Source organism: Candidatus Limousia pullorum, assembly GCF_057405065.1.
Genome location: NZ_CM171614.1, coordinates 1904631 through 1928857, shown reverse-complemented (window position 1 = coordinate 1928857; position 24227 = coordinate 1904631). Strand labels below are relative to the sequence as shown.

Annotated in this window: 24 protein-coding genes; 17 read left to right on the top strand and 7 right to left on the bottom strand. The window is 40.8% G+C overall.

The window, feature by feature from the left end; all coding sequences use genetic code 11:
- Positions 1-99: 99 nt before the first annotated feature.
- The 6 genes from CGICJO_RS08800 (at position 100) to CGICJO_RS08775 (ending at position 6009) form a co-directional block, all read left to right on the top strand.
- On the top strand, positions 100-2448 hold the full coding sequence (locus CGICJO_RS08800) for an anaerobic ribonucleoside triphosphate reductase (protein ID WP_486498604.1): 2349 nt from the start codon (positions 100-102) through the stop codon (positions 2446-2448).
- A gap of 2 nt (positions 2449-2450) precedes the next feature.
- Positions 2451-2975 carry an anaerobic ribonucleoside-triphosphate reductase activating protein gene (nrdG, locus tag CGICJO_RS08795; protein ID WP_486498603.1) on the top strand — a complete coding sequence of 175 codons (525 nt, stop codon included), beginning with the start codon at positions 2451-2453 and terminating at the stop codon, positions 2973-2975.
- Between the two features lie 107 nt (positions 2976-3082).
- Positions 3083-3394: a DUF3784 domain-containing protein gene (locus tag CGICJO_RS08790; protein WP_486498602.1), complete on the top strand. Its 312-nt coding sequence runs from the start codon at positions 3083-3085 to the stop codon at positions 3392-3394.
- A gap of 142 nt (positions 3395-3536) precedes the next feature.
- Positions 3537-4553 carry a sugar-transfer associated ATP-grasp domain-containing protein gene (locus CGICJO_RS08785; RefSeq protein ID WP_486498601.1) on the top strand — a complete coding sequence of 339 codons (1017 nt, stop codon included), beginning with the start codon at positions 3537-3539 and terminating at the stop codon, positions 4551-4553.
- Positions 4554-4615: 62 nt separating this feature from the next.
- Positions 4616-5236, top strand: coding sequence for an ABC transporter ATP-binding protein (locus CGICJO_RS08780; RefSeq protein WP_486498600.1), 621 nt, complete (start codon positions 4616-4618; stop codon positions 5234-5236).
- Positions 5237-5238: 2 nt separating this feature from the next.
- On the top strand, positions 5239-6009 hold the full coding sequence (locus tag CGICJO_RS08775) for an ABC transporter permease (protein ID WP_486498599.1): 771 nt from the start codon (positions 5239-5241) through the stop codon (positions 6007-6009).
- A gap of 44 nt (positions 6010-6053) precedes the next feature.
- Here the strand turns inward: CGICJO_RS08775 and CGICJO_RS08770 are convergent, their stop codons facing one another.
- The 6 genes from CGICJO_RS08770 to prfB all read right to left on the bottom strand — a co-directional run bounded on the left by CGICJO_RS08770 (position 6054) and on the right by prfB (position 12087).
- A complete protein-coding gene (locus tag CGICJO_RS08770; RefSeq protein WP_486498598.1) occupies positions 6054-6773 on the bottom strand; it encodes an ABC transporter permease in 720 nt (239 codons plus the stop codon).
- A complete protein-coding gene (locus CGICJO_RS08765; RefSeq protein ID WP_486498597.1) occupies positions 6770-7585 on the bottom strand; it encodes an ABC transporter ATP-binding protein in 816 nt (271 codons plus the stop codon). The genes CGICJO_RS08770 and CGICJO_RS08765 overlap by 4 nt, the downstream gene beginning before the upstream one ends.
- On the bottom strand, positions 7578-8378 hold the full coding sequence (locus tag CGICJO_RS08760) for a MerR family transcriptional regulator (protein ID WP_486498596.1): 801 nt from the start codon (positions 8376-8378) through the stop codon (positions 7578-7580). The genes CGICJO_RS08765 and CGICJO_RS08760 overlap by 8 nt, the downstream gene beginning before the upstream one ends.
- Positions 8379-8496: 118 nt before the next feature.
- Positions 8497-9510: a helix-turn-helix domain-containing protein gene (locus CGICJO_RS08755; protein WP_486498595.1), complete on the bottom strand. Its 1014-nt coding sequence runs from the start codon at positions 9508-9510 to the stop codon at positions 8497-8499.
- A gap of 219 nt (positions 9511-9729) precedes the next feature.
- On the bottom strand, positions 9730-10944 hold the full coding sequence (locus CGICJO_RS08750; RefSeq protein ID WP_486498594.1) for a cofactor-independent phosphoglycerate mutase: 1215 nt from the start codon (positions 10942-10944) through the stop codon (positions 9730-9732).
- Positions 10945-10965: 21 nt separating this feature from the next.
- Positions 10966-12087 carry a peptide chain release factor 2 gene (gene prfB, locus CGICJO_RS08745; RefSeq protein ID WP_087375816.1) on the bottom strand — a complete coding sequence of 374 codons (1122 nt, stop codon included), beginning with the start codon at positions 12085-12087 and terminating at the stop codon, positions 10966-10968.
- Between the two features lie 177 nt (positions 12088-12264).
- Between prfB and CGICJO_RS08740 the strand changes: the two genes are divergently transcribed.
- Complete coding sequence (locus CGICJO_RS08740) at positions 12265-13314, top strand: RING finger protein (protein WP_486498593.1); 1050 nt, start codon at positions 12265-12267, stop codon at positions 13312-13314.
- A 55-nt stretch (positions 13315-13369) separates the two neighbouring features.
- On the opposite strand, the gene CGICJO_RS08735 is transcribed toward CGICJO_RS08740, so the two are convergent.
- Positions 13370-14185, bottom strand: coding sequence for a histidinol-phosphatase HisJ family protein (locus CGICJO_RS08735; protein WP_486498592.1), 816 nt, complete (start codon positions 14183-14185; stop codon positions 13370-13372).
- 248 nt (positions 14186-14433) lie between these two features.
- Between CGICJO_RS08735 and CGICJO_RS08730 the strand changes: the two genes are divergently transcribed.
- The 10 genes from CGICJO_RS08730 (at position 14434) to CGICJO_RS08685 (ending at position 24225) form a co-directional block, all read left to right on the top strand.
- Entirely contained in the window at positions 14434-14703 is a 270-nt protein-coding gene (locus CGICJO_RS08730; RefSeq protein ID WP_087375813.1) for an ACT domain-containing protein, read from the top strand.
- A 24-nt stretch (positions 14704-14727) separates the two neighbouring features.
- Positions 14728-16089, top strand: coding sequence for a PFL family protein (locus CGICJO_RS08725; protein WP_486498591.1), 1362 nt, complete (start codon positions 14728-14730; stop codon positions 16087-16089).
- 169 nt (positions 16090-16258) lie between these two features.
- Positions 16259-16573 (top strand): hypothetical protein, encoded by a 315-nt coding sequence (locus tag CGICJO_RS08720; RefSeq protein WP_087375811.1) that lies wholly within the window; start codon positions 16259-16261, stop codon positions 16571-16573.
- Positions 16574-16614: 41 nt separating this feature from the next.
- Positions 16615-17649 carry a V0D/AC39 family V-type ATPase subunit gene (locus tag CGICJO_RS08715; protein ID WP_087375810.1) on the top strand — a complete coding sequence of 345 codons (1035 nt, stop codon included), beginning with the start codon at positions 16615-16617 and terminating at the stop codon, positions 17647-17649.
- Between the two features lie 44 nt (positions 17650-17693).
- Entirely contained in the window at positions 17694-19634 is a 1941-nt protein-coding gene (locus CGICJO_RS08710; protein ID WP_158096163.1) for a V-type ATP synthase subunit I, read from the top strand.
- A gap of 45 nt (positions 19635-19679) precedes the next feature.
- Positions 19680-20111, top strand: a complete 432-nt coding sequence (locus CGICJO_RS08705) for an ATP synthase subunit C (protein WP_087375808.1) — start codon at positions 19680-19682, stop codon at positions 20109-20111.
- A 2-nt stretch (positions 20112-20113) separates the two neighbouring features.
- Positions 20114-20422, top strand: a complete 309-nt coding sequence (locus CGICJO_RS08700) for a V-type ATP synthase subunit F (RefSeq protein ID WP_087375807.1) — start codon at positions 20114-20116, stop codon at positions 20420-20422.
- 60 nt (positions 20423-20482) lie between these two features.
- On the top strand, positions 20483-21079 hold the full coding sequence (locus CGICJO_RS08695; protein ID WP_486498590.1) for a V-type ATP synthase subunit E: 597 nt from the start codon (positions 20483-20485) through the stop codon (positions 21077-21079).
- A gap of 1 nt (position 21080) precedes the next feature.
- Entirely contained in the window at positions 21081-22832 is a 1752-nt protein-coding gene (locus CGICJO_RS08690) for a V-type ATP synthase subunit A (protein ID WP_486498589.1), read from the top strand.
- A 13-nt stretch (positions 22833-22845) separates the two neighbouring features.
- The gene (locus tag CGICJO_RS08685; RefSeq protein WP_087375804.1) at positions 22846-24225 is read left to right on the top strand and encodes a V-type ATP synthase subunit B; all 1380 of its coding nucleotides are present in this window, start codon (positions 22846-22848) and stop codon (positions 24223-24225) included.
- Positions 24226-24227: the final 2 nt, after the last annotated feature.

Here is a 24227-nt window from a genome sequence, read left to right as displayed (position 1 = left end):
TTTTTTAATACTACATATTGTGTTAAAAATAAATCTCAACCACAAATTATGGTTGAGGTTTTCTAAAAATAAAAATATATAGAGAGAGGAAGCGGAAAAATGATAAAAACAATCATAAAAAGGGATGGCAGATCCGTTCCCTTCGATATAGAAAAGATATCGCAGGCTATTTACAAGGCAGCTCAGGCAATCGGCGGCAATGACTACGAGGCGGCTAAGGACCTGGCTGTTCAGGTATGTGATTATCTTGAAAATACGGAACACCAGACAGAACCTACTGTTGAGCATGTACAGGATACAGTTGAAAAGGTTCTTATCGAAAACGGTCACGCAAGAACAGCTAAGGAGTACATCCTCTATCGTTCTGAAAGAACCAGAATCAGAGAGATGAACACAAAGCTCATGAAAATCTATGAGGACTTGACATTTAAGCCTGCTGAGGACAATGATATAAAGCGTGAAAACGCAAATATCGACGGCGATACAGCAATGGGAACTATGCTCAAATACGGTTCTGAGGGCGCTAAGCAGTTCTATGAGATGTATATTTTAAATCCAAAGCACGCAAAGGCTCACAGAAACGGAGATATTCACATCCACGATTTGGATTTCCTCACACTCACCACAACATGCTGTCAGATTGACCTTATAAAGCTTTTCGACGGCGGTTTCTGCACAGGCCACGGCTATCTCCGTGAGCCAAACGACATTGCATCCTACTCCGCTCTTGCATGTATTGCAATTCAGTCAAACCAGAACGACCAGCACGGCGGTCAGAGTATTCCAAACTTTGATTACGGCATGGCTAAGGGCGTTGCAAAAACATACAGAAGAATTTACAGACAGAACCTTGCACGTGCAATTGAACTGCTCTGCGACGATGATGACGCTATAAACACAGGCAAGGAAATCTGCGACAAGGCTGAGGAAATCAGCGGACAGTGGCCAAAGCTTGAGGACGGCAAGGTATACATGGATGAAGAAATAAAGATTTTAACAGACATGTACGGCGAAAAGCTTGCAGGAAAGCTTCAGAGATTTGCATTCAGACACGCTGAAAAAGAAACAGACAGAGCTTGCTATCAGGCTATGGAGGCTCTTGTACACAACCTCAACACCATGCACAGCCGTGCAGGTGCTCAGATACCTTTTAGCTCCTTGAACTACGGCACAGACACCTCTCCTGAGGGCAGAATGGTTATGAAAAACGTACTGCTTGCCACAGAAGCAGGCCTCGGAAACGGCGAAACACCTATCTTCCCTATACACATTTTCAAGGTTAAGGAAGGCGTAAACTTCAACCCGGGCGATCCTAACTACGATTTGTTTAAGCTTGCATGCAGAGTTTCCGCAAAGCGTCTTTTCCCGAACTTCTCTTTCCTTGACGCACCTTTCAACCTCCAGTATTACAAAGAGGGACATCCGGAAACAGAGTGCGCATACATGGGATGCCGTACAAGAGTTATTGCAAACCACTATGACCCATCAAGAGAAATCGTAAACGGCAGAGGAAATCTCAGCTTTACTTCTATCAACCTGCCAAGACTTGCTATCCTTGCAAATAAAAATGTTGATTTCTTCTTTGAGCAGCTGGACAACATGATTGACCTTGTTATCGACCAGCTTCTTGCAAGATTTGAAATTCAGTGTCAGAAGCTCGTTAAAAACTATCCTTTCCTTATGGGACAGGGCGTTTGGATAGACAGCGAAAAGCTTAACCCTAATGACTCAGTTCGTGAGGTTTTGAAACACGGAACACTCACCTGCGGCTTTATCGGACTTGCAGAGTGCCTTAAGGCCCTTACTGGAAAGCACCACGGCGAAAGCATGGAATCTCAGCGTCTTGGCCTTGAAATTGTAGGCTACATGCGCAAGAGAATGAACCAGGCAAGCGAGCAGTACAACCTGAACTTCTCCCTTATCGCAACACCTGCCGAGGGACTTTCAGGCAGATTTGTAAGAATAGACAAAGAGCGTTTCGGTGTTATTCCTGGAGTTACAGACAGAGATTACTATACAAACTCTTTCCACGTACCTGTATATTACAACATCTCAGCTTTTGAGAAAATCAGGATTGAAGCACCGTATCACAATCTGACAAACGGCGGTCACATCTCATACATTGAGCTTGACGGTGACCCAACCGAAAACCTTGAGGCTTTCGAGCAGGTTATCAGATACATGAAGGAATGCGGTATCGGCTACGGCTCAATAAACCACCCAGTAGACCGTGACCCTGTTTGCGGACACACAGGTATTATCGGCGAAACCTGTCCTCACTGCGGCAGAAAAGAAGGCGACAGCGGCATCGGATTTGAGAGAATAAGAAGAATTACAGGTTACCTTGTAGGAACTGTTGACCGCTTCAACAACGCTAAAAAAGCCGAGGTTCACGACAGAGTTAAACACAGCCTCGGAACCTGCGAATGTGCTGAGGAGATCGGCTGATTATGGAAAAACAGCACACCTTAAGACTTGCAGGAGTTATAAGAGAATCCATAGTGGATGGCCCGGGAATAAGAATGACAGTTTTTGTTCAGGGCTGTCCCCATCACTGCAAAGGCTGTCACAATGCAAAAACCTGGGATTTTGAAGGCGGCTACGACGCACAGCCTGAAAGACTTATTGAAGAGGCAAAAAAAGACCCTCTTTTGAAAGGTCTTACCTTTTCAGGCGGCGAGCCTTTCTGTCAGGCAGAGGCTTTGAGCTATCTCGGAAAGCTTGCCCACGAAGCCGGATTTGATGTTTTCACCTACACAGGCTACACCTTTGAAGAGCTTTTAGAGGGTTCAAAAGAAAATCCCCAGTGGATGGAGCTTTTAAAGGAATGTGACTACCTTGTAGACGGTCCTTTCATATTAGAACAAAAAAATATTCTGCTTCGTTTCAGAGGAAGCAAAAATCAGAGAATTCTGGAAGTTAAAAAATCCCTTGAAGCGGGAAAAGCGGTTATTTCCGAAGAATACAATAAATGACAATCAACAGGCTGCATTTTGCGGCCTGTTTTTTTATAAAAAGATTTTAAATAACATACTAATTATGTTATAATAAGTTAAACAGCAAGTCAAAAGGGGTGTTATCTTTGTCGTACTTCATAACAATGTTTATAATAGGGATTTTAATAATTCTGCTGGGTTATTTTATCGGATTCAAAGGCAAAATTCAGCTTATTCACTCTTACCATTATAAGAATGTTAAGGACAAGGATAAGAAAGCCTACACAAGAATTATGGGTTTCGGAACGGGAGTTATCGGGGCATTTATAACAATAGGCGCATTTTTATATCTGGGCTTTGGTACTGCCGGAGCTTCTTCCGCCATACTCCCCGGACTTATATTGGGTTTAGGAATAATTGTTTACGCCCAGTATAAATACAACGGCGGTATATTTTGATTTTTGTAGGTTTCTTTTGATAATTGTTACAAAAACGAACCTTAAAATGAATTTAAGTTATATATGAAAATCCCTTGACTTAACTATACTTTAAATGTAGAATAGTACAAGTGTAAAATAAAATTCAAAGGGATTGAGAATATTGGCAGCATCATATGTTTTGAGAATACTTAAAGGCGCAAGCTTTTCAAGAATGTCTAAGGTCATCGACAAGGTCAAGGAAAAAAGCGGCAAAAACAAGGTTTCAATTTTCTTTGACATGGTCAACTGCTCCATAAGATACGGCGCAGGCTACTATGACTATCTTCTTTCAGAATACTACAACATGAACGGCGCTGAAAGAAAAACATATATGACACGTGTAAAAAATAAAAATCTTATTATGAGCCTTAACGACCAGAACTACTCCTATATCTTCGACCAGAAAAATGTTTTCGATGAGAAGTTTAAGGATTTTTTGGGCAGAGAGGTTTTGGACATTGCTAAAATCGACTTTGAAAGATTTAAAAAGTTTGTTGATGACAAGGAGAGCTTTTTTGCAAAACCATACATAGGCGAAAGCGGTAAAGGCATTGAAAAACTCCATGTAGCTGACTTTAAATCTGTTGAAGAACTTTATAAGTACGTTACAAACAAGGAGAAAAACTTCGGCGTTATTGAAGAGGTTATTGTTCAGCATCCGGACGCTGCAAGAATTTATCCCCCGTCACTTAACTGTCTGAGAATTGTTACCCTTGTAAAGGACAATGTTCCGCACCTTGTTTATGCTGTATTTAAGACAGGCAACAACGGAAATGTGGTTGATAACCTTGAAAGCGGCGGTCTTGCTGCAAAATTCGACATGGAAAAAGGCGAAATCTGCGGTCAGGGTCACATGTCCTCAATGGAAAAATACGACGTTCATCCATATACCGGTATTCCTTTTAAGGGCTACAAGCTCCCATATCTCAAGGAGATTAAGGAAATGGTATTTAAAGCCGCTTTGGTTGTACCTGAGATTAAGTATGTGGGCTGGGACGTATGCATAACAGAAAACGGCCCTGCAATCATCGAGGGCAACGACTACCCGGGTTACGACTTCCCTCAGTACTACGATGACGGTACTCCGAGAGTAGGTCTTTTGAAAAGAATTCAGGAAATACTGCCTGATTTTAAATAAGTTTTTTGATTCACCACCTGTTAATTTTTTCAGGTGGTGTTTTATAATGTGAAAGGACAACTATGGATATATTTTATTCTGAAAAGGGTTTGACCTTTGAAAATTTTATAAAATACCCGAAAATAAGTATTGAGGAAAATTCTTTTACTTTTATAACAGGTAAAAGCGGATGCGGAAAAAGCTCATATTTAAAAATGCTTAATTTCACTGCTTTGCCCTCAGAAGGGAAAATTTATTTCTGCGGTAAAGATTTAACAGAGCTTTCCCCCATTGAATACAGATGTCAGGTAATGCTGGCACCTCAGCAGGTATTTCTCACTGAGGGAAATATTCGTGATAATTTCGATTTCTATTACGGCATGAGGGAAAAAGAACCTCTTTCCAATGTGGAAATAGCTGAAGCTCTGAAAGTTTGCTGTGCAGATTTTCCACTTACAGCAGATTGCAGTCTGCTTTCCGGCGGAGAACGTCAGAGAGTTTTTCTTTCAATATTTATTTCCTGTATGCCGAAAGTTTTGCTGCTTGATGAGCCAACCGCCGCTCTTGATGAAAAGACCTCCAACGAATTATTTACAAGTCTTAAAAAGTACTGCCGTGAACACAGCATAACTGTTGTGTGTGTTTGTCACAACTTGGAGCTTGCGGAAAAATACGGCGACAGCATAATAAGATTGGGGGAATAAAAGTGAAAGACATTGTGGAACTTCAAATCTGGCAGTTCGCCCTTATATATCTGCTTTTAATACTCGTCATAATTATAATGAAAAAATGCAGGATAAATCAGACAAAGCTTTTGATTATGGCAAGTGTAAAGATGACTGTTCAGCTGGTATTGTCGGGATTTATCCTTACGTATATCTTTGAACATCCCCATCCCCTCTTTGTTGTGGCTTATCTTATAATAATGCTTTCCTTTTCAATACACAGAGTTATTTCCACAAACAAGGGATTAAACAGAAAATTTAAAATCGTAATAGGTGCGTCAATGACCTTTTCCGGCCTGTTTGTTCTTGTGTTCTTTATCTGCGCAGTTGTGGGAGAAAATATATTCAATCCCCAATACGTGATACCTATTTCCGGCATGATAATAGGAAACACGATGACCGGCGTTTCTCTTGGCGTAAAAACTTTCCGTGAAAGCTTAGAGGGACAAAAAGCAAAAATCAACGCTTTACTGTGCTTTGGCGCAAAGCCTGAAAAAATTCTTTTTCCTTTTGTAAAGCAGTCCCTTGAAACAGCTATGCTTCCCACAATAAACTCTATGATAGGTATGGGAATTGTTTCTCTTCCGGGAATGATGACCGGTCAGATATTATCAGGAACTTTGCCAACTACAGCTATACTTTATCAGATAGCAATAATGATTGCCATCTGCACAGTTGTTACAGCCGCAAGCTTCGGCTCCTTATATTTCGGCTACAAAACCCTATACAATCACAAAACCCAAATAATATAAGAAAATCCGATAACCTGATTTTTTATCAAAGGTTATCGGATTTTTTATATATCTCTCTTTTTAAGTTTAAGCATAATCGATATAGCTATTGCCGCAAGCAGGAAGATAATTAAAAGCGGTATCAGATTTTTAATGGAAAAGCCGCTGTTCAGCATAAGATTATAACCCCATGAGGCAGGAAAAAACTTGCCTATGATTTTCAAAGCATATGGCAATAAATCTGACGAGAACATTATTCCCGACAGCATTATTGACGGCAGAAAAATTATCTGGGAAATCATTGTAAGCTTACTTTGATTTTTTACAAGCAGACCAAGCACACAACCTACCGTGACAGACACCGCAAGAAAAATCGCCAAAGATAGAAAATACAAATTCGGTTTATCTGGAACAAAGCTTTCAAATATAAAGGGCGATGATATATAGATAATCAAACTCATAGCATACAGGTGTATAAACGAGGATACCGCCATTGAAACCAAACCAAAATATACAGGCGCTCCGTTTGCCTGATACACTTTTTTCATATCGCCGCCATACACTTCCGTCACCGACTGAGGAAGCCCTATAAACGCTCCCATGGAAATCCCCATCACTGTCATTGACTGTACAATACTTTCCCTCATTTGTGGCATCAGCGATGTAAAAATTCCTCCCATAAGCAAATAAAACAGCAAAGGAACCATATAACAGGTTATAAGCATAGTTTTGCTTCTTATATCAAGTTTTAACTGCAATCCTATACCATACAAAATTCCGTTCACGGTTGATTCCCCCTTGAAATATTTATAAGGTGCTCTTCCAAAGTTCCTCTCTCTACTTTTATATCCCTTATTTCAGAATTTTTAATTTCACATTTTCTTAGGATTTCATACATTGTCTTTCTGATATCTTCACATCGGTATGTTTCTTCTCCATTTTCTGTTCTTATCCGCACAGTGTAGAGCTTTCCCATCTTGTCCGAAAGTTCAGATACTGTCCCTAAAAATGACATTTTCCCTTTACTTAAAATTCCTATTCTGCTGCTCAGCGTTTCAACTTCTGCCATATCGTGGCTGGCTAAAACTATGGTTTTTCCTTTATCACTCAGTTTTCGTATTTCATCATGGAGAGCGGCTCTCCCCTCAACATCAAGTCCGGATGTGGGTTCATCGAGAAAAATAACGTCGGGATTTCCCACAAGACTTAACGCCAAGTGCAGACGTCTTTTCTGTCCTGTTGACAATTTATAATACGGAGTTTTATAAAATTCATCAACGCCCAGTGACTTTACCATTTCTCTGTCTATATCTGTTTTGTTCCACTGTGAAAACAGATTTAATGCTTCAAAAGGCTTAATAAAGGACGGCAAGGAGGATGACTGAAGCTGTATTCCTTTTTTGCCCATAACACTTATTTTACCGCTGTCATATTTTCTAAGGCCCTCTATACACTCCAAAGCTGTGGTTTTTCCGGCTCCGTTTATTCCCAGCAGTGCAAAGATTTCTCCTTTTTCCACTGTAAAACTTATACCATTTAAAACATCTTTTTTCCCGTAACTCTTTGTTAAGTCCATAACTTCAACAATGCTATTCATTCCCGCACCCCTCAAAAGGATTTATCCCGGAGTTTAAAAAATATATTTCCAAAGACTTTCCTATAAATTCGTTTACTCTTTTCTGTCTTTCTATAAACTCCTCACTGCCGTCAATTTTTCCTACTGACATAAGCTTCGGAAGCATATCCATATTTCCGCCTGTAAATTTAGAAACCATCTCCCAAAATCTTTTTGCAGCATCCAGAGCTTCTTTGCTTTCAGGATTTACTCCCCCATCTATAAGCTTTATTATCTCATCGTTAATCTTATTAAAATCATCCATAAAGCATTTACCGCTTTTCTGGTCGAAATTTTTTCTGATATGCTCCATCATATCATCGTCAAAATGCTTTATGAGCCAATAGTATTGGTTATTCATTTGAAGATTTACAATTATATCCGCATATTTTTTGAAATCAACTTTGTTCATTTGAATAACTTCTTCTTTGAGAAGTTCAATTTCTCTTAAGGATTCCGACAATACTTTTATCCTGTTTTTTATATCCTCAGCCTGACTTGTAAGGGCATTTATCACCTCATCGGGCGTATCCAAAGGAAACAGCCGCTTTTTTATATCATCAAGGGAAAATCCCAAGGATTTCAGAGATAATATCTGATGAATTTTTATAAGGTCTTTTTCAGTATAAATCCTTCTTCCGCCTTCACTTTGTGCTGAGGGTGAAACTATTCCTTCCTTATCATAATACTGCAATGTGCGCACGGACACACCCATTTTCTTTGCAGCTTCTCCCACTGTCATATAACCTTCAGGTATTGCCCTGTATTTTTCCATAGAGCTCACTCCAAATAAATTATTTTCTGCGCTTATTATAACTCATTACGCTGCGTCATAAGCAAGACTTTTTTACAAAAAAACAGCGGCAAAATTACCCCTGTCCGTAAAATAGGTTTTATTTTTTACTCTTTTTTGTTACATACAAAACTATGATATTGACCACCGGAAAAATTACTCCGGCAACCACAAAAATTATCCAGCTTTGTCTCCAGTTATTAGTTACAAAACTATAACCAAGATATGCCGCAACAACAAACAGCCAATACACAGTTGAGACTATTTCGCTCTTTTTAACACTTTCCTTTTTTATTACGGTGTAGTCCTCTTCCTGCAAAAGCTTTTTATAGCTTTCCCATACTATACCCACACGCACAAACAAGATAACCCCTATACCTGCCAAAGCCATAAGCAATGCCAGCATGGAAAGAATAAGCACCTGATTTTCATCATCAATCATAATTCCGATAAACAACGGTATTACAGAGAAAATACATATACAGGTTCCTATTATATTGTTTTTACTGTAATAGCTTTTAAAACCGCTTCTCTCGTTTCTTACCCATTGGCGCAGCTCTTCGGAAGTTTCAAAAACATCTTTTTGCAGGTAAAGGTAATCAGAGGTTTTTGTTCCGGCGTAAATGAAAATTGTACAGGCAATACCTGCAATCAACAGCAAAACTATAACACCGATACCTCCTGCAAAATTCTCCGAAAACTTTCCTTCTTCCGATAAACCTCCCATTATCAATAGGCATATTGGCGAAAGAATACAGAGATAAACCGCAAAAGCTATCCAGTCGGCTGTCTTTTTCTTAATCTCAATGAAGCCTTTTGCCTCTTCAAGTGTTACCTGTCTTATATCCTTTCGTTCGGGTTTTTGAACCTGAACTATATAATCCTCTGTTTCTGTAGGCTCATTAAAAGTTTCATTGTTTTCTTCTTTTAACAGATAGTCTGTCGTGACGCCGAAAAGATTTGATATCTTTATAAGTTTATCAATATCCGGAACAGACTGTGCGCTTTCCCATTTTGAAACCGCCTGTCTTGTGACATCCATTTTTTCAGCAAAAGTTTCCTGCGACCATCCCTGTTGTTTTCTCAAGGCGGCTATTTTTTCTGCCAGTGTCATAGTCTTTCATCCCCCGTTAAGAAAATTGTTTTTTAACTGATTGAATTATACAGGATTCAACGGTTGCATACAACCAACTACCTCTATTTTTTTGTCAACTGACAGTTGCGTTTTTATTTTTATGGCTTTTAGAGAATATTACACGTGAAAACATAATTAAAATCCGGCAGTCCTGCTTTTTTATAGCAAAACTGCCGGATAAGTTTTAATGTTTTAAAATCAATGTTTAAGGAAATACTCCATCATTGTGAAGCCTTTTTCGATATAGTTGCCTGTGGCTCTCGCATTGGCTTCTGTAAATGTTTTAACTCCGCTGTCCTTTTCATCTTTACTTGAGTAAATGAGATAAGGAACAGGATTTGAAGAATGTGTCTTTATTGACAATGGTGTTGGATGGTCAGGACATACAAGCACTGCAAAATCCTCGCCGCTGTTTTTAAGGTAATCAACTACCGGACTTAAAATCAGGCTGTCAATAAGCTCAATAGCTTTTATCTTATTCTCAGCTTCTCCCCTGTGTCCGCACTCGTCCGGAGCTTCAACGTGGATATATACAAAATCCTGACCGTTCTTAAACTCCTCAATAGCTGCGTCCTTTTTGCCCTCAAAGTTTGTATCTATGTAACCTGTGGCTCCCTCAACATCAACGCTTCTCATGCCTGCGCAGATTGCAATACCTTTGAGAAGGTCAACTGCTGAAATCATGCTTCCGTTCTTGCCAAACTTTGATTTAAAGCTGTCAAGGGCAGGTTTTGTTCCCTCGCCCCAAAGCCAAATTGAATTTGCCGGGCGCTTTCCCCTTTTAATTCTATCAAGGTTTACAGGATGGTCTTTAAGCAAATCATAGCTTTTTACCATAAGGTCATAAAGCTTATCTACACTTCTGCCTGTTGGAATATATTCTGTGATTTTTCTGTCTGTGATATCGTGAGGAGGTGTCAAGGTTCCCGGCTGTGGGTCGCCCTTGCTCCACACAAGGCAATGTCTATAGGAAACGCCCGGGTAGAATTTGAACTCATCGTTTCCAAGCTTTTCCTGAATATATTCAATGAGGATTTTTGCTTCTGCTGATGATATATCGTCGGAGCAGTAGTCAACCATTGTTTTGTCCTCATAATTAGGCTCGTCGGAAAGAGTTACAAGGTTACATCTCAAGGTTACGTCATCGGGCTTTAAGTCAATTCCGATACTTGCAGCCTCAAGAGGGGAACGGCCGCTGTAGTATTTTGCAGGCTCATAACCTAAAACAGAAAGGTTTGCAACATCACTGCCCGGCTTTAATCCTTCTGCAACTGTCTTTACTATGCCTACTTCGCCCTTTGATGCAAGATAGTCCATGCAATCCTTTTTTGCAAGCTCCATAGGAGTTTTATTGTCAAGTGACGGAAACGGCTCGTCTGCCATTCCGTCGCAAAGCATTACAAGATATTTCATTTTATATTACCTCTGGTAAAATCAATTTTTTTCAAGTTCGCCCTGACTTGCGGCTTTAAGATAAGCATTGATAAATCCGTCTATATCGCCGTCCATAACAGCGTTGATATTTCCGGTTTCAAAGCCTGTTCTATGGTCTTTAACCAATGTGTATGGCATAAATACATAGCTTCGTATCTGGCTGCCCCAGGTGATTTCTTTCTGAACACCCTTGATATCCTCGATTTTCTCAAGGTGTTCTCTCTCTTTAATTTCCATAAGCTTTGACATAAGCATTTTCATAGCCACGTCTCGGTTCTGGTACTGGCTTCTCTCAACCTGGCTGGCAACTACTATACCTGTTGGAATATGTGTAAGTCTTACCGCTGAGGAGGTCTTGTTAACCTTCTGGCCGCCGGCGCCGCTTGCACGGTAAACGTCCATCTTGATATCCTCAGGAGCAATATCTATTTTGATATCGTCGTCGATTTCCGGCATAACCTCAAGGGATGAAAAGCTTGTATGACGTCTGCCTGCGCTGTCAAAAGGAGATACACGAACCAGTCTGTGAACGCCTGCTTCGCTTTTAAGATAGCCGTAAGCGTTCTCGCCCTCTATAAGCAAAACAGCACTTTTAAGTCCGGCTTCGTCGCCGTCAAGGTAGTCGATTTCCTTAACCTTGAAATCATGTGCCGCTGCCCAGCGTGTATACATTCTGTAAAGCATCTGAGCCCAGTCCTGAGCCTCTGTTCCGCCTGAACCGGCGTGGAAAGTAAGAATTGCATTATTTTTATCATATTCTCCGGTAAGCAGTGTTTTAAGACGCTGCTTTTCAAGATTCTTCTTTACCTCTTCAAGCTCGGCTTTAGCTTCATCCAAAAGGGAAAGGTCCTCTTCCTCATTTCCCAGCTCGATAAGTGTCATTGTATCATCATAGGAAGCTTTAAGCTTTTCAAATTCTTCTACTTTTGTTTTGAGATTGCTTGTTCTTTGGAGTATTTTCTGGGATTTTTCCATGTCGTCCCAAAAACCCGGCTCTGCAGCTCTGTGCTCAAGCTGTTCAATCTCTGACATAATTGATTTAAGACCCAAAGCATCTGCCAAGTCGTCTATCTCGGGCTTCAAGCCCTCAAGTTCAAGTTTTAATTCTTCAAATTGCAGCATTCTGATACCTCATTATTCAATAAATTAAAAAACGATTACATTTTATTATATCCTACTTTCCTTAAAATGTAAAGCATTAAACTATCTTAAAAGAATGTGAAAAACATTGTTTTTTTAATTGATTTTTGATATAATACCTAATAACAATTAAACTACCAGGTAAAGAAAGGTGATTCAATGGATTATATAGGTGAAAAATGTCCTGTTTGCGGCAAAAATTTTCATGCCGATGACGATGTTGTCGTTTGTCCTATATGCGGAACTCCTCATCACAGGGAATGTTATGAAAACCTCGGTCACTGCTTTAACGAAGATAAACACGCCGAAGGGTTTTCTTTCGATAATTCAGTAAACGGTGAAAAAAATAATTCAAACGGCGAATTTATCATATGCAAAAAGTGCGGTAAACATAATCCCAAGGGTACTTTCTTCTGCGGAAACTGCGGCGAGCCTTTAAGCGAAAATGCACAGAAAGTTTCCGGTGAACAGAACAACCCTTACAGCAATAACCCATACGGTAACAATCCATACGGCGGACAGCAGCCGGGCGGATTTGGCGGTATGCCGCCTTTCGGTATGCCTCCTATGGGAGCAACTCCTTTTGACCCGCTGGGCGGTATGAACCCAGATGAGGTTATTGACGAAGGAGTAACCGTAGGCGAAACCGCAAAGTATGTTAAAACAAACAGCTTCTATTTTTTAAATGTATTTAAAAACATAAAGGCAATGGGAAGGTCAAGATTTAGTTTTGCAGCTTTCCTGTTCTCAGGCGGTTATCTTCTTTACAGAAAGATGTACAAAATAGGCGCTGTTATTTGCTCCATAAATCTTTTGCTTATTTTGGCTTCCACCATTATCAGCTATTCTGACGCATATATAAATGTATTAGGTCAGCTGGGTATTCTTTCTTCATCAACTCAGTCAAATATAATTTATTATACACAGAGCGTATTCCAGCTCCCATTTGACCAGATGATGATTTTCTTAGCGCCTATGATTCTGTCTATTATAAACTTTATTATAAACATTATTGTGGGATTTAACGCTAACAAGCTTTATTACAAGCACTGTATGAAGAATATCAGCAAAATTAAAAAGGAAAGCAGTTCTGCTGACGATTCAAATGCAAAATTGCAGACAATGGGCGGCGTAAACACCCCTATCGCTTTCACTTTGCTTATTGTTTTGTTCCTGATAAACACTATACCTTATATAATGCTTTTATAACACTTAAATGTAAAAGTACCGGATTATCAAAACCGGTACTTTTATTTTTTATGTTTTAAAGCTCAACCGGAATCGGTTCATGGTTTTTATAGACGTAATAACAGTCAAATCCGGCTTTAAGGGCAATCTCTCTTGCCTTTTCCATATATGCTCCCAATGCATCAACCTTGTGAGCATCGCTTCCGAAGGTGAGATACTTGCCGCCCAAAGCTTTGTATCTGTTTACAAGCTCAAAATCAGGCTGAGGAGCTTTTACCGCAGAACGGCATCCGCCCACATTTATTTCCAAAGCTTTTTTATTTTTAATCAAATTCAAAAATATCTCGTCTATCTTTTCACTGTATGGAGTCAGGTCCGGCATTTCGCCCATCTGTGCATACATATATCTCACAGGATATGTAAGGTGCGAAAGACTGTCAAAGCCATCCCAACAGGAAATATCCATAAGCTGTAAAAAATATTTTTCAAGATAATCTTTTATATTTTCCGGGGTATACTTTAGATAATAAAAATCCTCCATTCCCTTAAGGCTGTGAAGGGAAGCCAATATAAAATCTGTATGAGATTTACCGAGGATTTCGTCCCTGAGCGCCGGATTTGAAAGGGGCTGTCCCATCTCAACACCGGTGTACACCTTTATTTTCCCCTTAAACTCCTGTGACGCCTGCTTGCTTGCTTCAAAAGACAGAGGGATATTTTTCATCATATCGCCGTATTCGGTATTGTCTGTATGCAGACATTCCACCTCACAGTGGTCTGTTATTGTGACGGAGGTTATACCTTTTTCCTCAGCACTTTTGCAAAGCTCCCTTACGGAACACTCGCCGTCAAATGAATACTTTGAATGTACGTGACTATCGCATATTATCATATAAAAACCTCCTTTTTCGGTTATTTTAACACAAGGAAAAGCTTTATTCAATATATTATTTTTATTGAAATCATATTCTTTTTTAAGGATTTAACACAATAAGTTGTGTTTTTTCAACGATAAAGACCTTTATGCAACAATTTATGGCGGTTTAACCTTTACAATGCGCCATATAATATAGTATAATAAAAGCGTTAATTTTTAAAAAACGCAGATGTAATCGCTGCTAAGGTCACAGGAGGAACATGATGAAAGCTATTGTAACCGTAATCGGAAAAGACGAAATCGGAATTCTCAGCAAAGTATCCAGCGCCTGCGCTAACGTTCATGCCAACATTCTTGAAGTTACTCAGAGTGTTTTGCAGGATGTTTTTGCTATGATAATGCTCATTGAAATCGACAGCTCAAAAATTATGCTGTCTGAGGTTCAGAAAGAGCTTGAAAAAGCAGGAAATTCCATGGGTATGAAAGTTCATGTTATGCATGAAGACATATTTAACAGTATGCACAAAATATAAAAAAACTATTAACGAGGGATTTTTATGCTTGAAACCAAAGACATTCTTGATACTATAAATATGATTGACAACGAAAATCTCGATGTGCGTACAATCACAATGGGAATTTCACTTTTGGACTGTATTGACGAAAATATTGACAAGGCCTGTGACAAGGTTTACGACAAAATCTGCCGCTACGCCCAGGACTTGGTTAAAACCGGTGAGGATATCAGCAACGAATATGGTATCCCGATAATCAACAAGAGAATTTCTGTTACACCTATCGGCATGATTGCCGCTCCATGTCAGAGCAGAAGAGTTGTTAAGTTTGCTTACGCCCTTGACAGAGCTGCTCAGACTTTGGGTATAAACTTCATAGGAGGTTATTCCGCTCTTGTTCACAAGGGTTTTGCAGCCGGCGACTATGCTCTTATCGAGAGTATTCCTGAGGCTTTAGCTACCACCGAGAGAGTTTGCTCCTCTGTAAACGTAGGTTCCACTAAAGCCGGAATCAACATGGACGCAGTTAAGAAAATGGGCTATGCAGTAAAGAAATCTGCCGAGCTTACAGCTGACAAGGACTGCATCGGCGCTGCAAAGCTTGTAGTATTCTGCAACGCACCTGAGGACAACCCATTTATGGCAGGCGCATTCCACGGCGTTGGAGAGGCTGACTGTGTTATCAACGTAGGTGTATCAGGCCCTGGCGTTGTGAGAGCTGTCCTTGCAAAGGAAGGAAAAGGCAAGGATATTTCTGAAATTGCAGAAATGATTAAGAAAACAGCTTTTAAAATCACAAGAATGGGTCAGCTTGTTGCTCAGGAAGCTTCAAAGCGTCTTTGCGTGCCTTTCGGCATTGTTGACCTTTCCTTGGCTCCTACACCTGCTGTAGGCGACAGTGTTGCCCATATTCTTGAGGAAATGGGTCTTGAGGTTTGCGGATGCCACGGAACAACAGCTGCCCTTGCAATTCTCAACGACGCTGTTAAAAAAGGCGGCGTTATGGCTTCATCACATGTAGGCGGACTCAGCGGCGCATTTATCCCTGTAACAGAGGACGCCGGAATGATTTCAGCCGCAAGATGCGGAGCTTTGGATATTACAAAGCTTGAGGCAATGACCGCAGTATGCTCTGTTGGTCTTGACATGATAGTTGTACCTGGTGATACAACACCTGAGGTTATCTCTGCTATTATTGCCGATGAGGCTGCAATAGGCATGGTAAACTCAAAAACAACAGCAGTAAGACTTATCCCGGCTATCGGCAAAAAGGGCGGCGAAGAGCTTAACTTCGGCGGACTTTTGGGTATGGGTCCTGTAATGCCATTGAGAGCCGGTTCTCCTGCTGAATTTGTAAACAAAGGCGGCAGAATCCCTGCTCCACTTCAGTCTTTGAAAAACTAACCACTAACCGAACAGGCGTTTTTAACGTTTGTTCGGTTTTTTTATAAAAAAAATTATACCATTTTTACAAAATTAGGTTATGTGTATCGGATCATACCTAAGAACAACTTGAAATTCTCCCGATGTAGTTTTATAATATAGTGTTAGAAATAAAAATGGAGGTGAAGTTATGCAGGACATCATCAGAAAAATAGTCGAAATGGATGAAGAAGCAAGGCGATTGAAAGAGCAGGCTGAAAAAGAAAAGCTTGAATCTGAAAAGTCTATTGCCGAAACAAAACAAAAAGTTCACGATGAATTTATCGAGAGAGCTAAGACCAGAGCCGCCAAAACTACCGAGGCTGAAAGAGCTGCTCTTGACAAATCATGGCAGGAAACTAAGCTTATTCATCAAGAAATTGAAAAAAATCTTAAAAGTCAATATATCCAGAACAAGGATAAATGGATTGATGAGATTGTCAAAAGGGCAAAGCTTACTTCATGAAAGTTGTATTTTTTAAACAACAAGAAGGAGGTGCACAATAAATGACAATAATAGATTCTTCCGGTGCAATTCCGGCGAAAGCCAGAGCCAAATACGGCAGACGACTTACATCGGAGGATTATAATAACCTGATTCACTGCAAAACAGTTGCAGAAGTTGCGAATTATCTTAAGAGCAACACCTACTACAACGATGTTCTTTCTCAGTTGAATGAACACAATATCCACAGAGGTCAGGTTGAGCTTTTGTTAAAGCAAAAATTGTTTTACGATTTTGACGAGCTGTGCAGATACGAGTCACGGTCGGGAAACGGTTTTTCAAAGTTTATTGTAATGAGATATGAAATAAATCAGCTTATCCAATATCTCATTCTCTTAAACACCGGAAAAAGCCGTGAGTATATCTTCTCTCTCCCAAGTTACTTTGACAACTACACAGACATCAAGCTTTCACAGCTGGCAGCCTGTAAGGACTACAGCGCTTTCTTGGAAACAATCTCTCATACGCCTTATTACGGCGTGCTGAAAGAATTTGCTCCGAAAGACGGCAAAACCTTAAACCTTGCCGCTATTGAAAACAGCCTGTATCGTTATATGTACGACCAGCTTTACACTGCAATTGGAAAGCATAACCCCAAGTCCGAACGAAACGAGATAAAAAAGCTTTTTGACATGATAATTGATTTTTCCAATATCGGTAAAATCTACAGACTTAAAAAGTCCTATAAAATGAAGGGAAGCGCCATTGAATCTTATCTCCTTCCCTACGGCACTGTTACAAAAGAACAAAGAGAAGCTCTTTGCAGCTGTGACATGTCGGAGTTTTTCAATCTTCTTGGAGATATGCACCAATTCAGAAATGTCATGAAAAACAACAATCACGATATGTCGAGAATACCCATGGAGGCAAGATACAAACTGTGCAGAAATAAAATTTATTTCTCCCAAAACCCAGGTGTTGTAATGATTGCCTATATGTATATTGTCGGCATAGAGGTATCAAATATTATCACCATTGTCGAATCCGTGAGATACTCTGTAGCTCCGGAGGTTATCGAAGAGATGATAATTCATTGATAGATTGATGTAAATAAAGAAGTAAAATATGAGAGGTGATTATTTTGGCTGTTGCCCAGATTAAATCCATCGGAATTATCGGGCTCCTCAAGGATTTTGATAAAGCAGCGGAAATTTGCGGAAAATCCGAAATTTTTCAGCCGGAAGAAGTCAGCAAATTTTATTCCGAAACGGATAAGTTTGTTCCTGTTTCCATCAAGAATAATTTTTCCGCTCCCCTTGAAAAGCTGAAAAATCTTTTTGATGAAATCGGTTTTGAACCTGAGCTTGATTTTATTGACGAAGAACACATCAAAAAAGCTGAGCTGCTCAAGCAGTCGGCAGAGGTTGTGGACAGTCTTTCTTCAATCATTGCTCAGCGTGACAAAATCAAAGAGGATATTTCCGACTGTAAAAGCACCATCGAACAGACAAGCCACTTTTTAGGACTGGATTTGGAGTTTGAAAAAATCGCTGCCTGTGAATACATCAAGGTAAATTTCGGACGACTCCCGCTTGACAGCTATAAAAAGCTTGTAAATTACGAGGATAACCCCTATGTTGCTTTCTTCCCCTGCACTTCTGACGACGCCTATTGCTGGGGCGTTTATGTAGCTCCTATTGAGGAAAGCGACGAAGTTGACAGAATCTTTTCCGGTCTTTATTTTGAACACAATGCTTTGGGTGAGTTTAAAGGACTTCCTGAGGATTTCTATAAAGAACAACAGAAAAGACTTGCAGAGCTTGAAAAAGAACTCGAGAATTCCAATCTTAAAATAGAAGAATTTAAAAGATTTAACAGAACTACTCTTAACAAAATTTACACCCATCTGGAACAGGAAAATCTCTACTGTACAATAAAACTTAAAGCTATGAGATACAATCAAAGCTTTATTATCACCGGCTGGGTTCCAAACGACAAGGCAGACATGCTCCAAAAACAGCTTGAGGCTTTGGAAAGCGTTGAGGTTACAACAGACGAAGGAAAAAATATGCTGAAAAGCCAGCCTCCTGTTAAACTGAAAAACTGCTTCTTCTCAAGACCATTTGAGTACTACACAGAAATGTACGGTCTGCCAAATTACAACGAAATTGACCCTACCACATTTATCGCTATAACCTACACGGTTTTATTCGGTATAATGTTCGGCGATGTGGGTCACGGCATTATTTTGCTGCTTGCCGCAATCTTTATGTGGAAAAAGCGTCACATGCCTATCGGAAAGCTTTTGATACCCTGCGCCGTTTCCTCAACTATTTTCGGTGCTGTATTCGGAAGCGTATTCGGATTTGAACATGTTTTAGACCCGATGTACAGAGCGCTGTTTGGTTTTGAAGAAAAGCCTATCGAGGTTATGGCTTCATCAACCACAAACTACATTATATACAGCGCTGTAGGAATAGGAATGTTCCTGCTCATTATCGCAATGTGCCTGAACATCTACTCTTCTGTAAAACGAAAAGCTATAGGCGAAGCGATTTTCGGAATTAACGGACTTGCAGGACTTGTGTTCTACGGTTCCGCAGTTGCAGGACTTGTATGCCAGATGTTCCTGGGAATCCCGATAATGACTCCTGTATACGTTGTTTTGCTTATTGTTCTTCCACTTATTCTTGTTTTCCTCAGAGAGCCTCTTTCAAAGCTTGTTGAGGGCGACAAAAACTGGAAGCCTGAAAAATGGGGCGGTTTCATAGTTGACAACATATTTGAAATGTTTGAGGTTCTTCTAAGCTATGTAACCAACACAATGAGCTTTTTGCGTGTAGGCGCATTCGTTTTGGTTCACGCCGGTATGATGCAGGTTGTATTCGTGCTTGCTGAAATGATTGGCGGAACAGGTTATGTTATCACAGTAATCATCGGTAACATAATTGTTTTGGGACTTGAGGCACTTTTGGTTGCAATTCAGGTTCTTCGTTTGGAATACTACGAAATGTTCAGCCGCTTCTATATCGGAGAAGGCAGAGCATATACTCCCCTTAAACTTAAAAAGGCGGAAAGATAAAATACTATAATAATTTTAATTATAAAATATTCGGAGGTTTTTACCATGACAGCTTTTGATTTTGTAATGTTGGCAATTCCTGTTGCTTTTCTTATTCTTTCAGTATTTCTCTGCGTTAAGGCTTTTGAAAAAGGAAAAAGCCCAAAGAAAACAGTTTACACTCAGATAGCTTCTTTCGTTGCAGTTTTTGCAGTTTGCCTTTTGTTCCCTACAGTTGCAGGCGCAGCTGAAGTAGCAACTACAGGCGCAGTTTCCGGCGGCGACTTCGGTATGGGTCTTATCGGCGCAGGTATTGCAACAGGTCTTTCCTGCATCGGCGGCGGTATCGCTGTTGGCGGCGCTGCTCCTGCTGCTATCGGCGCAACAAGTGAAGATTCCAAGAACTTCGGTAAGTCAATCATCTTCGTTGCTCTCGGTGAAGGATGCGCACTTTACGGTATGCTTATTTCTATTATGATTCTTTCAAAGTTGGGATAATTATGAAGTTTTTCTTGATTAGTGACAATGTAGATACTAAAATGGGACTTCGCCTTGCCGGTATTGACGGCGTGGTTATTCACAGTGACAGCGAGGTTAAGGACGAGCTTATGAAAGCTATGGACAACCCGGAAATCGCAGTAATCCTTATGACGGAACGTCTTGTTTCTTTATGTCCGGATTTGATTTACGATTTGAAGCTTAACAGACGTCAGCCCCTTATCGTTGAAATTCCAGACCGTCACGGAAACGGAAGAACCAAAGACAGTATTACAAAGTATGTTCAGGATGCCATCGGTGTTAAACTATAATCTGCGGACTGCGGCAGTATAATCGGCAGTTAAACACTTTTATTACAAAGAGGTATTGCAATGAATGACGCCATGATTACTAATAACTTCCTGAACGCAATACACAAGTATGCGGAGAAGCAAAAGGAAGAAATTAAAAACGATATAGAAAAAAGAAAAGCGGAAGAGTTAAAGCAGGTTGAGGACGAAAGCCTTAAGGAAGCATTTGAGCTTATCCAGGCACAGGTTGCCCGTGAAAAGCTCAACATGACCAGCGAACTTGCTAAACGTGAACAGGACAGCCGCAAGCACATTTACAGTATGCGCCAGCAGATGACCGAAGAAATTTTCACAAACGCCGCTTTAAAGCTTAAAGAATATGCCAAAACCGAAGAGTACGGCAAGGCTCTTTTAAAGAGCGCAGAAAAAATGGCTGAGATGTTTAAGGACAGCCCTGTTGTGCTTTACATGTCACCAAATGATAAAAAGTATTACGACCAGGCAGCCGGAAAGTTCTCCGGAAAGGCTGAGGTCAAAGAGGACAGAACCATTGAAATAGGCGGTCTTAAATGCCGCTGTGACAATGCAAAAGCTATTGCCGATGACACAATGGACACTGCCCTTATGAACCAAAGAGAATGGTTCACAGAAAATTCTAACTTGAAGGTGGTGCTGTAATATGGAGAATAACGTAATCTACGGAATTAACGGTCCTGTTGTTACTGTTAAGAACGCCACCTGTTTTTCCATGATGGAAATGGTTTACGTCGGTGAAGAAAAGCTCGTTGGTGAAATTATCGGAATTAAGGACGATTTTACCACCGTACAGGTTTACGAGGAAACTACAGGTCTTAAGCCCGGCGACCCGGTTGTGGGCACAGGCGCTCCTATGAACGTGCTTTTAGGACCTGGTATTATCGACAACATTTTTGACGGTATCGAACGTCCTTTGAAGGAAATCGAAAAGGAGTCCGGTTCCTTTATCAAAAGAGGTTCTTCCGTATCCTCTCTTGACCCAAACAAAAAATGGAATGTAACCCTCAAAGTAAGACTTGGAGATAAGTTAAACGGCGGCGATATCTATGCCACATTGCCTGAAACTCCAATCATCGAACACAGACTTATGGTTCCTCCTACAGTAAACGGAACTGTTGTTGAGATTGCTCCTGACGGAGAGTACAAAATTTTCGATACAATCGCAAAGCTCAGAGATGACAACGGCGATGTTCACGAGCTTACACTCTGCCAGAAATGGCCAATCAGAACTCCAAGACCTGTTAAGGAAAAGCTTCCTGCAAGCGTTCCCCTTATCACAGGACAGAGAGTTATGGATACATTGTTCCCTGTTTCTAAGGGCGGTACAGCTGCTCTTCCTGGCGGATTCGGCACAGGTAAAACAATGGCTCAGCACCAGCTTGCAAAATGGTGCGACGCAGACATCATCATCTACGTTGGATGCGGTGAAAGAGGAAACGAAATGAGCCAGGTTCTCGACGAGTTCAGCGAGCTTATCGACCCTAAGTCAAATCGTCCTATGACCGACAGAACAGTGCTTATTGCAAACACATCAAACATGCCTGTTGCAGCCCGTGAAGCTTCAATCTACACAGGCGTTACCCTTGCTGAGTATTACAGAGATATGGGTTACCATGTTGCAATGATGGCTGACTCCACCTCCCGTTGGGCTGAGGCTCTCCGTGAGATTTCCGGACGTTTGGAAGAAATGCCTGCCGAAGAGGGCTTCCCTGCATATCTTCCATCAAGACTTTCAGAGTTCTATGAAAGAGCAGGACGTGCCGATGTTCTCTGCGGTGCAGAGGGTTCAGTAACACTTATCGGCGCTGTTTCTCCTCAGGGTTCCGACTTCAGTGAGCCTGTTACTCAGAACACAAAGCGTTTTACCAGATGCTTCTGGGCATTGGACAAGTCCCTTGCATATGCAAGACATTATCCGGCTATCAACTGGATGGACAGCTACAGCGAATATTTCACTGACCTTGACCCATGGTTTGAAAAGAATCTGGGCAAAGATTTTATCAAATACAGAAACAAAATTTCTTATCTTCTCCAGGAAGAAAGCAGACTTATGGAAATCGTAAAGCTCATAGGTTCTGACGTTCTCCCTGACGACCAAAAGCTTGTAATTGAAACCTGCCGTGTTATCAGAGTTGGATTCTTACAGCAGAACTCCTTCCACCCTGAGGACACATATGTACCGCTTGAAAAGCAGAAGCTTATGATGAAAACTATTCTTCATCTCCACAAGCAGTCTCAGAAGCTCATAGCAAAGGCTATCCCGATTTCACAGATAATCGGTCTCGGTCTTTTTGACAAGCTTACAAAGATGAAATACGATATTCCAAACAACAGACTTGATATGTTTGACGAGTACATCAAAGAGATTGACGAGAAATTAAATTCTATTGAATAAGGAGGAAAACAACATGGTTATAGATTATGTAGGCGTTAAGGAAATTAACGGTTCTCTCCTTGTTATGGACGGTATCAAAGGCGTATCCTTTGAAGAGATTGTAGACATCAGACTTGACAACGGCACTGTAAGACAAGGCAGAGTTGTTCAGATAGACGGCGAAAGAATCGTTGTTCAGGTTTTTGAGGGAACAAAGTCCATCGGTCTTACCGGTACAAGAGCAAGACTTACAGGCAGACCTATGGAGATGCCCCTTTCCCCTGAAATAATCGGAAGAGTTTTAAACGGCGCAGGTAAGCCTATCGACGGCTTGGGCGATATTTTCCCTGTTAAACGTGCCAACATCAACGGAACTCCTATAAACCCTGTATCAAGAGTTTATCCGAAAAACTACATCAACACAGGTATCTCAACTATTGATACCCTTATGACACTTATCAGAGGTCAGAAGCTTCCTATCTTCTCCGGCTCAGGTATGAAACACAACGAGCTTGCAGTTCAGATAGTTAGACAGGCAAAGATAAGCGGTGCTAACAATAAAAACTTCGGCGTTGTATTCGCAGCAATGGGTGTTAAAAACGACGTTGCAGAGTACTTCAGAAGAAGCTTTGAGGAAAGCGGCGTTTTGCAGAGAGTTGTAATGCTTTTGAACCTTTCAAATGACCCTATTATCGAAAGAACTCTTACCCCAAGATGCGCACTTACAATCGCTGAGTATCTTGCTTTTGAGCTTGACATGCATATCCTTGTTATTATGACAGATATGACCTCTTACGCCGAGGCTCTGCGTGAGTTCAGCTCCTCAAAGGGTGAAATTCCTGGAAGAAAGGGTTATCCTGGTTATCTTTATTCCGACCTTGCTTCTCTTTACGAGAGAGCTGGTATGATTAAAGGCCACAGCGGTTCTGTTACTCAGATACCGATTCTCACAATGCCTAACGACGACATTACACACCCTGTTCCTGACCTTACAGGTTACATCACAGAAGGTCAGATAGTTCTCGACAGAAGCTTGCAGGGCCAGGGTCTTTATCCTCCGGTAAGCGTTCTTCCTTCCCTTTCAAGACTTATGAAGGACGGTATCGGTGAGGGCTACACACGTGCCGACCACTCACCTCTTGCAAACCAGCTTTTCGCTTCCTATGCAAAGGTTATCGACGCACGTTCCTTGGCTTCCGTTATCGGTGAAGAAGAGCTTTCACCTATCGATAAAAAGTATCTCCAGTTCGGTAAGCTTTTCGAGGAGCAGTTCGTAAATCAGGGTGATGAAAACCGTTCAATCGAACAGAGCCTTGATTTAGGCTGGAAGCTTTTGTCAACACTTCCGAGAACAGAGCTAGACCGTGTGGACGACGAGCTTCTGGACAAATATTATGTTTCTCAAGAGGTATAATT

What these genes read in the sequence shown, in the direction of transcription:
- CGICJO_RS08750 (WP_486498594.1), bottom strand. Translation starts at nt 10,944, where the DNA reads ATGAAATATCTTGTAATGCTTTGCGACGGAATGGCAGACGAGCCGTTT.
- CGICJO_RS08705 (WP_087375808.1), top strand. Translation starts at nt 19,680, where the DNA reads ATGACAGCTTTTGATTTTGTAATGTTGGCAATTCCTGTTGCTTTTCTT.
- CGICJO_RS08685 (WP_087375804.1), top strand. Translation starts at nt 22,846, where the DNA reads ATGGTTATAGATTATGTAGGCGTTAAGGAAATTAACGGTTCTCTCCTT.
- CGICJO_RS08760 (WP_486498596.1), bottom strand. Translation starts at nt 8,378, where the DNA reads ATGGAAAAATACAGGGCAATACCTGAAGGTTATATGACAGTGGGAGAA.
- CGICJO_RS08690 (WP_486498589.1), top strand. Translation starts at nt 21,081, where the DNA reads ATGGAGAATAACGTAATCTACGGAATTAACGGTCCTGTTGTTACTGTT.
- CGICJO_RS08780 (WP_486498600.1), top strand. Translation starts at nt 4,616, where the DNA reads ATGGATATATTTTATTCTGAAAAGGGTTTGACCTTTGAAAATTTTATA.
- CGICJO_RS08765 (WP_486498597.1), bottom strand. Translation starts at nt 7,585, where the DNA reads ATGAATAGCATTGTTGAAGTTATGGACTTAACAAAGAGTTACGGGAAA.
- prfB (WP_087375816.1), bottom strand. Translation starts at nt 12,087, where the DNA reads ATGCTGCAATTTGAAGAATTAAAACTTGAACTTGAGGGCTTGAAGCCC.
- CGICJO_RS08740 (WP_486498593.1), top strand. Translation starts at nt 12,265, where the DNA reads ATGGATTATATAGGTGAAAAATGTCCTGTTTGCGGCAAAAATTTTCAT.
- CGICJO_RS08695 (WP_486498590.1), top strand. Translation starts at nt 20,483, where the DNA reads ATGAATGACGCCATGATTACTAATAACTTCCTGAACGCAATACACAAG.
- CGICJO_RS08720 (WP_087375811.1), top strand. Translation starts at nt 16,259, where the DNA reads ATGCAGGACATCATCAGAAAAATAGTCGAAATGGATGAAGAAGCAAGG.
- CGICJO_RS08755 (WP_486498595.1), bottom strand. Translation starts at nt 9,510, where the DNA reads ATGACACTGGCAGAAAAAATAGCCGCCTTGAGAAAACAACAGGGATGG.
- CGICJO_RS08725 (WP_486498591.1), top strand. Translation starts at nt 14,728, where the DNA reads ATGCTTGAAACCAAAGACATTCTTGATACTATAAATATGATTGACAAC.
- CGICJO_RS08715 (WP_087375810.1), top strand. Translation starts at nt 16,615, where the DNA reads ATGACAATAATAGATTCTTCCGGTGCAATTCCGGCGAAAGCCAGAGCC.
- nrdG (WP_486498603.1), top strand. Translation starts at nt 2,451, where the DNA reads ATGGAAAAACAGCACACCTTAAGACTTGCAGGAGTTATAAGAGAATCC.
- CGICJO_RS08800 (WP_486498604.1), top strand. Translation starts at nt 100, where the DNA reads ATGATAAAAACAATCATAAAAAGGGATGGCAGATCCGTTCCCTTCGAT.
- CGICJO_RS08700 (WP_087375807.1), top strand. Translation starts at nt 20,114, where the DNA reads ATGAAGTTTTTCTTGATTAGTGACAATGTAGATACTAAAATGGGACTT.
- CGICJO_RS08735 (WP_486498592.1), bottom strand. Translation starts at nt 14,185, where the DNA reads ATGATAATATGCGATAGTCACGTACATTCAAAGTATTCATTTGACGGC.
- CGICJO_RS08730 (WP_087375813.1), top strand. Translation starts at nt 14,434, where the DNA reads ATGAAAGCTATTGTAACCGTAATCGGAAAAGACGAAATCGGAATTCTC.